The 12,167-nt window shown below is 57.3% G+C and carries 11 protein-coding genes and 1 pseudogene; 11 read left to right on the top strand and 1 reads right to left on the bottom strand.

The features are described 5' to 3' along the window. Positions 1-33: 33 nt before the first annotated feature. Positions 34-234: a hypothetical protein gene (locus V5S80_RS05740; protein WP_395169807.1), complete on the top strand. Its 201-nt coding sequence runs from the start codon at positions 34-36 to the stop codon at positions 232-234. Positions 235-449: 215 nt separating this feature from the next. Continuing rightward, positions 450-665, top strand: coding sequence for a hypothetical protein (locus V5S80_RS05735; protein ID WP_395169806.1), 216 nt, complete (start codon positions 450-452; stop codon positions 663-665). Positions 666-786: 121 nt separating this feature from the next. Here the strand turns inward: V5S80_RS05735 and V5S80_RS05730 are convergent, their stop codons facing one another. Further along, complete coding sequence (locus tag V5S80_RS05730) at positions 787-1,014, bottom strand: hypothetical protein (RefSeq protein ID WP_395169805.1); 228 nt, start codon at positions 1,012-1,014, stop codon at positions 787-789. 253 nt (positions 1,015-1,267) lie between these two features. On the opposite strand from V5S80_RS05730, the gene V5S80_RS05725 reads away from it, so the two are divergent. The 9 genes and pseudogenes from V5S80_RS05725 to V5S80_RS05685 form a co-directional block, all read left to right on the top strand. After that, positions 1,268-1,345, top strand: coding sequence for a helix-turn-helix domain-containing protein (locus V5S80_RS05725; protein ID WP_395169891.1), 78 nt, complete (start codon positions 1,268-1,270; stop codon positions 1,343-1,345). 694 nt (positions 1,346-2,039) lie between these two features. After that, the gene (locus V5S80_RS05720) at positions 2,040-3,596 is read left to right on the top strand and encodes a glutamyl-tRNA reductase (RefSeq protein ID WP_395169804.1); all 1,557 of its coding nucleotides are present in this window, start codon (positions 2,040-2,042) and stop codon (positions 3,594-3,596) included. Next, positions 3,593-4,480 (top strand): hydroxymethylbilane synthase, encoded by an 888-nt coding sequence (gene hemC / locus V5S80_RS05715; protein WP_395169803.1) that lies wholly within the window; start codon positions 3,593-3,595, stop codon positions 4,478-4,480. The genes V5S80_RS05720 and hemC overlap by 4 nt, the downstream gene beginning before the upstream one ends. A 206-nt stretch (positions 4,481-4,686) precedes the next feature. Continuing rightward, the gene (locus V5S80_RS05710) at positions 4,687-6,342 is read left to right on the top strand and encodes a uroporphyrinogen-III synthase (RefSeq protein ID WP_395169802.1); all 1,656 of its coding nucleotides are present in this window, start codon (positions 4,687-4,689) and stop codon (positions 6,340-6,342) included. Between the two features lie 19 nt (positions 6,343-6,361). After that, positions 6,362-7,411, top strand: a complete 1,050-nt coding sequence (gene hemB, locus V5S80_RS05705) for a porphobilinogen synthase (RefSeq protein WP_395169801.1) — start codon at positions 6,362-6,364, stop codon at positions 7,409-7,411. 23 nt (positions 7,412-7,434) lie between these two features. Beyond that, entirely contained in the window at positions 7,435-8,256 is an 822-nt protein-coding gene (locus V5S80_RS05700) for a hypothetical protein (protein WP_395169800.1), read from the top strand. 400 nt (positions 8,257-8,656) lie between these two features. Then, positions 8,657-8,875, top strand: coding sequence for a hypothetical protein (locus V5S80_RS05695; RefSeq protein WP_395169799.1), 219 nt, complete (start codon positions 8,657-8,659; stop codon positions 8,873-8,875). Beyond that, positions 8,872-11,493, top strand: coding sequence for a heavy metal translocating P-type ATPase (locus V5S80_RS05690; protein ID WP_395169798.1), 2,622 nt, complete (start codon positions 8,872-8,874; stop codon positions 11,491-11,493). The genes V5S80_RS05695 and V5S80_RS05690 overlap by 4 nt, the downstream gene beginning before the upstream one ends. A 148-nt stretch (positions 11,494-11,641) precedes the next feature. Continuing rightward, positions 11,642-12,073: pseudogene (locus V5S80_RS05685) on the top strand (ribonuclease H); the annotation flags it as partial. Positions 12,074-12,167 lie beyond the last annotated feature (94 nt).

Raw genomic sequence — 12,167 nt, 5'->3', positions numbered from 1 at the left:
ATTTGCTATATCCCGAACCAAGAAAAGTAACTAATGGCAACTAAAAACAAGGCTCTGACTCTCACGATGGCTGCGACTATTGCCTCAGTCTCTCTTTTCTCTCAGAGTGTGGCAATGGCTCAAACCGAACATCCCTCCGAGCACTCTCTGGACAAAGCAGAACGTAACGTCGCCGAGTTTGAAGAATGTCAATCTGCTAACCACTCGAGAGAAAGGCAAAAGCAGTTTCTCTAGGAGAAAATACCGGAGCAGGCAAGAGCGAAGCGCTGTCTGTAGATGAACTTCGGAAAGCAAATGAAGGGCTTTCGAAAGCAGGTAGGAAAACACTTCCGGACTCTACCGTAGCTCTGCGCTATTATGACGACGGAACTACGGGCGCGATTGACAAAACCGGAAACGTCATTCAGAAACTAGAGGACACGAAGCAATCGCCCTCCCAGGGTTCTGGCATGATAACCACTTACTCTGTGCATGATGAAATCAAAGCAGTAGTTGGTGCATGCCTAGGTGTAGGTGTTGTGGGAGGAACAACATGGAAAGCGCTTGGTGAAGACGTCCTTGTTCAGCTAACAACCTGGAGAGGTGCCGTTAAGTTTGTTGTACGCCGAATTGGCCTCGCAGCAGCTGTTTCCTGTATGGGTGGAATTGTTTGGCACTACATTTAGTCCTTGTACAGAGTGCTTCACATGATCAACAATGACCATCCAGCATCAGGCTCGCCCATGCCCGTGTGACCCGGGATTGGTCAGAGGACCAGTTCAGTATCGCCATTGTGTGTCCTTGCTGCTAGAGGGTGTAGCCACGGCGGATTGTCTGGTCGTCCTGAGCCGACAACGCAGTGGTAGCCGCATCGTCTTCGGTATGCTGCCAGCTGGTCTTCTCCTGGTCAGCATGGTTCGACCGAGTCTCGGTCATAGCTGCAAGTTGGTCACGCAGTTGGGTGTCTTGGCCTGCCGGGTCCACCGGGCAGTGTGTAGCCAGTTGGTCGCTGACTTGGTCGACATAATCAGCCATGTGGTTGGTGACCTGCTCGGCAGAAAACACTTCGCGATCCCGTCACCCCAGGCAATTCCGAGAACTTCACCGATGGCCAAACAAGCTCGGACGTGTCGAGCCAATCTGAAGCATCTGACCGCGATAATTCACCGTGGAGCGAATCGGCATAAATGCCCGATACGTCTCGGGACGAACCAATTCCCGGTCTGGCACACCTCGATTACTTACCGACGACCACGTCACACAAGCCCGCGGCTAGGTACGTGGCGGCATCCCCAAAGCAGAAATCGCCCGACGACTAGGCATCGGACGCACCACACTGTATTCCTACCTGTCAACACAGAAGTAACGAAGGTGATCTCAAAGGGCAGGTTGGGTAGAGACATCCACATTGAAGGAGACGACGTGCTGCCCTCGTCAAGTGGATGTAGGGATGACCGACTGCCCTAGGAGCCAGGGGGAACCGTATACTGCTTACGGCATTTCCCCACACCTATCCCTCAACCATCCCCGCTTCTTATAAAGCCTTCAGGTGGCGCGCAAGGGGTATTGGAGAGCGACTCTTTCGCGCAGGTGCGTTGATGTCCTGCGGATGGTGTTATTGGCTGGCACTCCTATTTTATGGCGACAGACTGTTTTCTTGTTTGATGCCTGGGCTGAATAGCAACCGCATAGCGACATGTGTGTTGCCTTACCTGGGGCTAGTTGCATTGTTGTGGAGAATCCTTCACCTTCGTTCTACTACCCCCTTCCTGGGTCAAGGATGTCCACTGCTCGTCCGCATTTCTTTGGCGTGACAAGGTGAAAGCGGTTACGGTAGTAAACCGTATATGTGGGATCAGCTGTGTTATCCCTGTTGTTGCAGCTGCTGGTAGACACTCCCGAGGCTACTCGTTCGCCCTGTTATGTGAGCTGGGTGGGGTGCTCAACTAGTTCAGGGCTTGCCGTGAGGATGACGACCCTGTCGGCGCGGCTTCTGTTCTGGTAGAAAGTCCGGTACCCACGCCAGTGAGAGTGGGGATCCCCTGCGAGGAGGTTCGTTCGTGAGCATTGTGCTCGTAGGAATGTCGTATCGGTGTGCGCCCGTGTCGCTGTTGGAGCAGACGGCGGTGAGTGCGGAGGATCGTCCGAAGGTCGCGGCGGATCTCCTCACTGAGGCGTTTATCTCTGAGGCGCTCATTGTGTCGACGTGTAACCGCACTGAGTTTTACGTGGGGTGTGAGGGTTTCCACCCGACAGTTGAGCATGTGGTGGATACGATCTCCCGCTATTCCGGTGTGGCAGTCTCGGATCTGTTCCCTCATTTATATGTGCGCTATGCCGAGTCGGCAGTGGAGCACATGTTGCGTGTTGCTGCTGGTTTAGATTCGATGGTGGTGGGAGAGCAGCAGATCATCGGCCAGATTCGCGATGCCTATGCGAGTGCCGCGGACGACGGCACAATCGGGCATGGTCTGCATGAGCTGGCGCGGCGTGCCTTGCGAACGGGTAAGCGTGTTCATGCGGAGACCAGTATTGACGCCGAAGGCCCATCGATGGTGTCGTTTGCTGTTGACAAGGCCCTGGGCGTGATGGATGTGGATGACCTCGAAGGTCGTCATGCGTTGGTGGTGGGGGCTGGTGCGATGGCGTCGTTAGCGTCGACGCACCTTGGACGGTTGGGCGCATCGATGACCATTGCGAATCGGACGCTGGAGCGTGCGGACAATGTGGCGTCGCATGCCCGTGAAGTGGGGGTCTCGGCAGTTGCGACGGATTTGTCGGATTTGGCGGGGGAGATGTCTCGCGCCGATATTGTGGTAACCGCGACCGGTGCGTTGGATCCGTTAGTGGATACGCCGATGCTTGATCGCGCCTTAGCACAGCGGGCACAGCGAGCCGAGGGGGCAGCCTCCCGGGGTGCTGACATGATGGTGACCCCGTCGGAGGCTAGTCACCTGGTTATTTGTGATTTGTCGCTACCTCGTGATGTGGTGTGCGCCCCTCGTGAAGGCGTCACCGTGGTGAATATCGACACGATGCAGAAGGAGCGGCGTGCTGCCCTGGAAGCGCAGAGCAGCATCGTGAAGGACAACCTGGGGCTGCCGTCGAGCGTGCAGCCGAGTGTGGTCTCTGATGATGCGGCGGCGTTGGCCCGATCGATTGTGGCTGAAGAGCTACATGCGTATGTTGAGCGGATTCGTAGCCAGGATGTGGTGCCGACAGTGAAGGCGTTGCGCCGCCGCGGGACCGACATTTTGCGCCGTGAGCTGGAGCGTATGGATTCTCGTACCCCTGATCTCAGTGAGAAGGAGCGTCGGGAAGTTCACATGGCGATGAAGCGTGTGGTGGATAAGCTTATGCATACACCAACGGTGCAGTTGAAGAAGTTAGCTGGTCACACGGATATTACATATTCGGATGCGATTCGTGCGTTGTTTGGTTTGGATGATGTGGAGTGTTCGCCCGCGGGTGGGTGCTCTGAGCAGGTGGTACCACAGCCGGATTCGTCATTAACGAATTATGCTGTTCCTATGGCTTTGTCTGATCGGGAGGATCCGGCCCGTGTGGGAGTGCTGATGGGATTGGATGATGTGGAAGTGACGAAAGGGCGTTCATGATTCGTATTGGCACCAGGGGTTCGACGCTCGCGTTGACTCAGGCTGGTCATGTCCGGGACACGTTGATCGCCGCTGGTGTGGACGCTGAATTGTACACGGTGCACACACCTGGTGATGCGTCACAGCGTGCGGGGACTCCTGTTGCGCGAATCGGTGTGGGCGTGTTCACGCAGACGCTCCGCACGGCACTTGCCGCGGGTGAGTGTGCGTTGGCTGTTCATTCGTTTAAGGATCTACCGACGGCACCTGACCCGCGGTTCCGTGTGGCTGTGCCGCCGCGTGTGGATGCGCGTGATGTGGTGTTCTCGCGTGGTCGGGTTCCTTTGGCGGAGTTGCCGTCTGGTGCGATGATTGGAACGGGTGCTCCGCGACGTATGGCGCAGGTGCGGGCGTTGCGGCCGGATTGCACGGTGGTGCCGATTCGCGGGAATGTTGATACGCGTATTGGGCGTCTGGACGATGACCTGGATGCGGTGATTGTGGCGCGTGCTGGTGTGGAGCGTATTGGGCGTGCCGGTGAGGCGACGGAGACGTTGGACGTTGATACCGTGTTGCCCGCGCCGGCGCAGGGCGCGTTGGCCGTGGAGGCTGTTGCGGAGGGGCAGGAGCACTGTTCGGAGGAAGCATTGTATGCGTTAACGGTGCTCGATGATGAGTTGTCGCATCGGCGGGCGGATGCGGAGCGTGCAGTGTTGTCGACGTTGAATGCGGGGTGTACGGCTCCGGTGGGTGCCTATGCGACGGGGACGACGTTCCGTGCGGGAGTATTCGGGTTGGATGGGTCTCGGCGTGTGACCTGGTCGGGTGAAGGGGAACCATCGGTGGAGATGGGTCGGGACGCCGCTGAGTATCTTCGCGCGCATGGTGCGTTGGATTTGATGTGAGGTGTGCGGGGTGGTGGGGGTTTCCTACGCCGCGTAGACCCTGCGTGTGGGGCCAGGTGTCGCTCGTCCTGGGCGGGTGTATGGCCTGTGTGTACGGCGACTGTGTGATAGTGGAGGGGGTCGTCGTTTTGGTTTGAGCACGTAGTAGGATTTATTCTCTTTTAGTCAAAATCAGCCGCGGTTCGACCCCGCTTTAAAGGATCTTCATGACCAACTCGACTCCAGGGCGCATTCTGTTCGTCGGTGCTGGCCCCGGTAACCCTGACCTCTTAACGGTGCGCGCCAGAGAAGTGCTGACCTCCATCGCGGATGCGTGGGTGGATGATGCTGTAGGTGAATCTATTCGTCAGCTTGTGGGGCACGACGTTCCTGTTCCACGGGAGAAGGTAGAAGCGGCTGACAACGAGTTTGCCCGGATTGTTGAGGAAGCGAAGGCGAAGGGGTCGCGTAGGCGGCCGACGCCTCCTCCACCGCCGACCGCTGCGAATATTCATAGCCCGGAGAGTTCCCCTCAGGCTACGGCGGAAGCGATGTTGGCGCAGGCAGCATTGGGTACGGATGTTATCCGCCTGGTTGCGGGAAATCCGTTGGGTAATACCTCTGTGCTCGCTGAGATTAGTGCTGTGGCGGCTCATGATGGTGATTTTCAGGTTGTTCCGGGCATGTCGGTTCCGTCGACGGTTCCGTCGTTCGCGGGTATTGCTGTGGGGTCGAGTTTCACTGAGACGGATGTCACCGGCAGTGATGATATTGCGACGTGGGATCGGTTAGCGCAGGCGCCGCAGCCGCTGGTTCTTCAAGCGGAGGCGCAGGATCTTCCTGTGATTGAGTCGCGTTTGGTGGAGCGTGGCTTGCCGGAGACGACGCCGGCGACGGTCACGGTGAATGGGACAACGCGGTTGCAGAAAACCTATGATGTGACGTTGGGAACGCTAACGTCGTGTGAGGGTGATTTGCCTGGTCACCTTGTCGTGACGATTGGTGTCGAGGTCGGCGCGCGCAATAAGTATTCATGGTGGGAGAATCGTTCCCTCTATGGGTGGTCGGTGTTGGTGCCGCGGGCGAAGTCGCAGGCTGGGCCGATGAGTACTCGCCTGGCGCAGCATGGGGCGATTCCGTGGGAAGTGCCCACCATTTCCGTGGAGCCTCCCCGCAGCCCAGCTCAGATGGAGCGCGCGATTAAGGGGCTTGTCGATGGCCGCTACCATTGGATTGTGTTTACGTCGGTGAACGCGGTGAAGGCCGTGTGGGAGAAGTTAACCGCGATTGGTCTTGATGCCCGCGCGTTCGCTGGTGTGAGCATTGCGACAGTGGGGAAGAAGACAGCAAAGGCTGTGACTGATCTGGGCATCAAACCGGAGATCATGCCGCCGGCGAATGCGCGCTCGGCGTCTGGTTTGGTGGACGTCTTCCCGCCATACGATGGTGATATTGACCCGGTAAATAGGGTTTTCCTTCCGCGCGCTGACATTGCGACTGATGTGTTGGTGGATGGCCTCATTGATCTGGGCTGGGATGTTGATGACGTGGTCGCGTACCGCACTGTGCGCGCAGCGCCGCCGAGTGCGGAGATCCGGCACATGATTAAATCCGGTGGCTTCGACGCGGTGTGTTTTACTTCGTCGTCGACTGTGAAAAACCTGGTTGGCATTGCTGGAAAGCCTCATCAGCGCACCATCATTGCCTGCATCGGGCCGATGGCTGCCGCAACCGCGAAGGAATGTGGTTTGCGGGTGGATGTTGTCCCTGAGGAAGCCGGTGTCCCTGACCTTGTCGATGCTCTGGCTGATCACGTGGCTGGATTGCGTGCAGCTGGACAGCTCCCTCCGCCGAGGAAAGTGCGGAAGAAGAAAAAAGCGTAGCGCGTAGTACTCTGGGCGCATGCCACAGACGGACAATTCTCGCGCGAACGCTAGCCGCACATCATCTGATTCGGTGGGGCTGAGACGTCGCCCGCGGCGTCTCCGGACGTCAGCGGCGATGAGGGATTTTGTTGCGGAGACCCGCCTCCACCCCGCGCAGCTGATCCAGGTGTTGTTCGTTCGGGATGGTATTGACCAGCCGGTGGAGATCGCGTCGATGCCTGGTCAATACCAGCACACTCTCACATCCTTGGTTGACGCTGTCCGTGACGCGCGTGATGCCGGTATTCGGTGTGTCGACGTGTTTGGTGTGCCCCGTGATGAGCGCAAAGATGCGTGTGGATCTGAGGCGTGGAACCCTGATGGCATCCTCAATCGGGGGATCGCGGCGATCCGTGAAGAATTCGGCGACAGTATCCTCATCATGGCTGATACGTGCCTTGACGAGTTTACCGACCACGGCCATTGTGGTGTTCTTACAGAGGACAAGCATGGCAATGTTGTTGTTGATAATGACACAACAGTGCCGCTTTATGTGAAGATGGCGGTATCCCAGGCTGACGCAGGCGCGCATATTGTCAGCCCGTCGGGAATGATGGATGGCCAGGTGGCTGAAATCCGGCGTGGCCTTGATGACGCGGGGTATGAGGATGTCTCCATCATGGCGTACTCGGCGAAGTACGCTTCTGCCTTCTTTGGCCCTTTCCGTGATGCCGTGGGGTGCTCGCTTCATGGCGATCGCAAAGCCTACCAGCAGGATCCCGCGAACCGGCGTGAGTCCATGCTCGAAGTGCAACTCGATATCGACGAGGGAGCTGACATGGTGATGGTCAAGCCCGCCATGGCATATCTTGACGTTGTCCGTGAGGTTGCGAACTTGTCATCCGTCCCTGTTGCTGCGTACCAGGTTAGCGGTGAATATTCCATGATTGAGGCCGCTGCGCGCAACGGGTGGGTGGATCGCCAGCGCATCATCATGGAAGCGTTAACGTCAATCCGCAGGGCAGGAGCGGACATGATCTTCACGTACTATGCCACTGAAGTAGCCCACTGGTTAACGGATAAATAACCCGCCCCGTATTGGAGGAACATATGGCTTCACCTGAGCAACCGCACCCGTCCCCGACACCACAAGGACAACCAGGATCGTCCAGGCTCGGCGAGCCGGCTCCAGGCGAACCAGGCGCAGCCGGAAACCCCCTCCCAGGACACGCTCCCGCGCCTGGTGGCACACCCACACCTGCCCCGGAACCTGGTGGGGTGCCCGGTGGTGCTCCTGGTGCTGAGCACACGCCCTCACCTGCTGGCTCCGAGCACGGCTACACCATGCCGACGCACACGGTGACGGGGCCGCCGTCGCCACCCCATAATTCGGATAAGAAAAACTCGAAGGAACCACCGCAAGACATCAAAGACGCCCGAATGGCGTGGATGTGGACCGCGCTACTACAAGCTGTTCTTGGCATCCTGACCGCGATCGAGTTCATTGTTGATCCATCAATGATGGATAGTGCTATCGAGCAGGCTAAAGAAACTTACGGTATGTCGGCGGAGGATGTCAGCAATTCCGCCATCGCTTCCGCAAGTGGAATTGTGATTGCTCTGTTCTACGTTGCTGTCAGTGCGCTGGCCGTGGTGTTGATAAAGGAGCTGGTGAAGGGTAAGAAATGGCCGCGCTTCATCTTGATTGTGGGTTCGGCGTACCTCATCATCAATGGTGTGGGCAGCGTTTTCGCTGTTCCAGATAACGGCTCCGACACATTTGTGTGGGCAACGGGCTCGCTGGCAATTATCTCAGCCGTCCTTGCAGCGGTGGGGGTGTGGTTTTCTACCAGGGTGCCGGCCACGGACTACCTCAACGGCAAGGATCCGTCAGACGACTCTGACGACACCACACGGACCTCACGGAAGTAAGTCGCTGCTACCGCTGACGTTTTTGCGGGCACGTTGAGCTGCGACGTCGGCTCGGTAGTCCGCACAATATTCTCGGGTCATCTCGCCGAATTGGGCATTTTCCTGCCAAAGTCCTCGGGATCATGATCATGTATCCACGGTTTCATGATGACAAACTCCGGAAGTGACTCGACGAGGGTGGCTGCGTAGTAACCGCTGAAGCACCTAACCGAGGTATAGAGATCGCGGCATGTACTGGGATTAATCCCCGGTCTATGCAGACGGCTGCTACGTCAATGCCATGCATCAATAGCAGCAAAAAAAAGGGGGTTTCCTATGCAGGTTCCGTGATCTGATTTCGGGGGCAAGCCTCTCAGTTGTTGGTTACATTCCGTGTTGAGAGGGAAAGGGTGGTTGACATGTGACGACGACAGCGTGGCTAGTGGCGGATCATACTGGGCGGTACCCGGTGGGCGCCATGGTTGCGTTGACGGCTGCCTCAATTGCTCTTAGTATCATGGTTTTCATTATTTATGTCGGCGGGTTCGTGCTCGCTGTTGTTGCTGTTCTTCTGGCCATCGGGATGATGCGCATGGTTCAGCCGTTCGCGCGATCGTATTTCGGAGATCACTCGCTATGACAGTAGATAAATCACCTGGTGACCGTTCACTGGGCGGCTCTACCGTGGAGCCTCCTCGGTACCGGCGCCCTTATAGCGCTTACCCAGGGAAGTATTCGCCGCGGACGACCCGGCGCGCACCGGACGGTAGTCTGCTTCCTGCGGACCCAGAGTCCTTGGAGAGATCGGAAACAGCCATTCAGGCGGCGGTCGAGGCCGCTCGCCAGCTCGGGGTGCAACGCCGTCGCGCCGGTGTGTTAGATGGTGACGATGACGAGACGACATACCATTCGTTTACGTTGGAACTGGATGGTCTCGACGATGCTGTTCATGCCGGGGATATTGAAAAGCTTCTGTCTGATGTTGATGGCGTTACTGTCCGTATTGTGTATGGTGATCCGTCGACTGCGTGGGTGTCCGCGCCAGGATCGATTTCTGTGGATCACATCATCTCGGTTCTGCGGGCAAGTGGTGTGCGGGCGACGACAAAAGTGGGCTCGGTGTATCGCCAGGTGATTGAGTCTGAAGCTGAGCGGGAGCGGAAAGCTCGGCCACGGCGGCGTTCTCGGCGGCATGCAGAATCTTTTTTGTCTCGCCATCCATTCCGTCTGGACAAGCCGGACACCATGGAAGCGCTGTTTACGGCACGAACGTTGATTACCAAAGCGCGATTAGCGGTGGCCGTCGCATTGTCTATCCCTGTCATCGCTATGGCATTGGTGCCCGAGCTTCAATTTCCGTTGTGGCAGTGGATGTCGGCTGGGCTTGCCTTGCCTGTTGTCACTTATTGCGCGTGGCCTTTCCACCGTGCTGCGGTGGGGGGGCTTCGTCGGAAAATGGCTGCGCTTGATTCCGCGACCTCTCTTGCGATTGCCGTGGCGTACGTGTGGTCGGTGGCCACCGTGGTCTGCATGTGTCCCGATGGTGACTGGACTTCACCGCCTAAGTGGTTCGTGTTCCAGCATCAACCTCAGGTATTTTTTGACGTTGCCTGCGGGGCAACCACCTTGGTTCTCTTAGGGCGCCTTCTCTCGCGGCGTAACCGTCTTCATAGCATGGAGCTTCTCTCGACTCATAATGTCGATTCGGGAACGATGGTTACCGTCATCCGACGAACAGTGCATGGGCCGCGGAAGCAATCTGTCAGTGCGGCAGAACTTCACCCCGGGGAGGATATTCTCGTTGCGCCGGGCGACATTATTCCTGTTGATGGCATTGTTGTCGGTGGGTCGTCACTGATTAGTCCGGGCCCAGTGTCGGGGCATAGTAAACGGACTGTTGTCAAAGTGAATTCCCATATTTACGCTGGTGGTCGCAATATGGGAGATACGCTTAAGATCCGTGTCAACAGATCCGGGCACACGACGCGTCTGGCCGCGATGCATCGCTGGGTGGAGGCCTGCGACTATGCGGAACACATGGCGACGCGCACGGCGACGCGGTCAGCATCGCTCCTTGTTCCATGGGCTATCGTGCTGGCCATCATGTGCTTTTTGACATGGTTCTTGATTATGAAGGACCCAGCAGGTGCCTTGGCGACAAGCCTGGCGGTGTTGACGGGGGTGGGGCCTGTTTCGTTAGCGATCTCAACGACGTTGGCGTCACGCTTGGGCCTTGCGCGTGCCATCAGTCGTGGGCTCTTGTTCCGTGATGAGCAAGTGATGTGGAACTTGGGGGAGTGTGACATGCTCCTTTTCAATCGTGTCGGGACGCTGACCACGGGAAACATGAAAGTCGAAAAAGTTACTGCTGCCGAGGGGGAGAATAGTGATCTCATTCTTCGTGTGGCGGGTGCGCTGGCGATGGAGAGTGAACACGGTGTGTCTCGCGCGCTGGTGAAGGCTGCTCGCGAGTCTCGTGATCTGGGTGCTGGTGGAAGCAGTGTGCCACACTGGATTGACGTATCGGGGACGGACATCACCGATGGTGGATCATTTGTGGGTACCGTGGACATTCCACTTCGCGGTGAGATGAGCTCGGTGAGGGCTTCGCTGTGGCGGCCGCGGGATCTCTCTGAGTTGAAAGATGATCGCCTTGCCATGGCTGCGATTTCTGGTGGAACCCCGTTGGTGGTGTCGTGGAAGAACAAAAACCGTGGTGTTATCACGGTGACTGATGCCACCAAGGATGACGCCGCTGAGGCTATTGATCAGTTAGAAGACATGGGTATTGAAACGGGGATGCTTTCTCGAGATACCTATCCGGTGGCGAAGAAATCGGCTGATAATTTGGGTATGAGTGTGGTACTGGCCGGTATCGCGCCATCGCGTAAGGGGGCTGCGGTCCGATCGATGCATCGTCAGGGATACAGTGTGGCGTTGGTGGGTGATCGTGACTTAATGAAGGACCTGGCTGTGGCCGATGTTGGCATTCTCGTGGGTGCCGCTGATTGCTTGGATACTGCTGATGCTTCTGTCGTTATCCTTCGTGATGATGTGCGTGCTGTGCCCGATGCTGTGAACGTCGCGACGAAGGTACGGCGTATTGGTAAGGGAAATATGAATTTCTCACGGGCATATAACACTTTTGCTCTGGTGGGTGGAGCGTTGGCGTTGATTAACCCTGTGATTTCCACATTCCTCATGATGTTGTGTTCCACGGTGATTGAATTGCGCACTCTCACGCTACGACGCGCATAATATTGCGGCGTGATGTCTGTGGGTAGCGGGTGCAGCATGAATAGTGTTACTCGCGCGATGTGCAGGTTGTGGCTGATGGCGCGCTGGGTGGGGTGGGTGTGTGCTGTGTCTTTCAAGCGTGCTCGTGGCGCCCTTTACACTGGGCGTTATGAAAATTACGGCTGCGGTGGATGGATCAGCAATTGGTAACCCGGGTCCGTCGGGGTGGGCATGGTACATCGACGACGATCATTGGGCCGCAGGTGGATGGCCGCAAGGCACGAACAATAAGGGTGAACTCGAAGCGGTTCGCCAGTTGTTGCATGTGATGGAGTCCGTGTGCGATGAGCAGGGTGTTCCTGTGTCGCTGGAGATCTTTTGTGACTCGCAGTACGTCATCAACTCAGTGACGACATGGGTTCACGGTTGGAAGAAGAAGGGATGGAAAAAAGCTGACGGTAAACCTGTTGTGAATGTGGAGCAGATCAAAGACATTGATCAGCTCTTGGCTCGTCGACGGCGTGCTGGGGCAACGGTGAATTTCCATTGGGTGAAGGGGCACGCTGGCCACGAGCTTAATGAAGCTGCTGATATGCGTGCCAATGCTGCTGCCACCGCGTACAAGCGGCGGCAGGAACCCAACCGTGGGCCGGGTTACCCGCAGGCGGTGGGGGCGACCGTCGTACCCGCGACAC

Source organism: Corynebacterium sp. PCR 32 (genome assembly GCF_037464985.1).
GTDB lineage: Bacteria > Actinomycetota > Actinomycetes > Mycobacteriales > Mycobacteriaceae > Corynebacterium > Corynebacterium kroppenstedtii_D.
Note: the sequence above shows the minus strand (reverse complement) of the source record. Positions and strands in the feature narration are given on the sequence as shown.

Excerpts from the sequence above, each read along its gene's own strand:
- hemC (WP_395169803.1), top strand. The coding sequence starts at position 3,593 with ATGATTCGTATTGGCACCAGGGGTTCGACGCTCGCGTTGACTCAGGCT.
- hemB (WP_395169801.1), top strand. The coding sequence starts at position 6,362 with ATGCCACAGACGGACAATTCTCGCGCGAACGCTAGCCGCACATCATCT.
- V5S80_RS05700 (WP_395169800.1), top strand. The coding sequence starts at position 7,435 with ATGGCTTCACCTGAGCAACCGCACCCGTCCCCGACACCACAAGGACAA.
- V5S80_RS05740 (WP_395169807.1), top strand. The coding sequence starts at position 34 with ATGGCAACTAAAAACAAGGCTCTGACTCTCACGATGGCTGCGACTATT.
- V5S80_RS05690 (WP_395169798.1), top strand. The coding sequence starts at position 8,872 with ATGACAGTAGATAAATCACCTGGTGACCGTTCACTGGGCGGCTCTACC.
- V5S80_RS05730 (WP_395169805.1), bottom strand. The coding sequence starts at position 1,014 with ATGGCTGATTATGTCGACCAAGTCAGCGACCAACTGGCTACACACTGC.
- V5S80_RS05710 (WP_395169802.1), top strand. The coding sequence starts at position 4,687 with ATGACCAACTCGACTCCAGGGCGCATTCTGTTCGTCGGTGCTGGCCCC.
- V5S80_RS05735 (WP_395169806.1), top strand. The coding sequence starts at position 450 with ATGATAACCACTTACTCTGTGCATGATGAAATCAAAGCAGTAGTTGGT.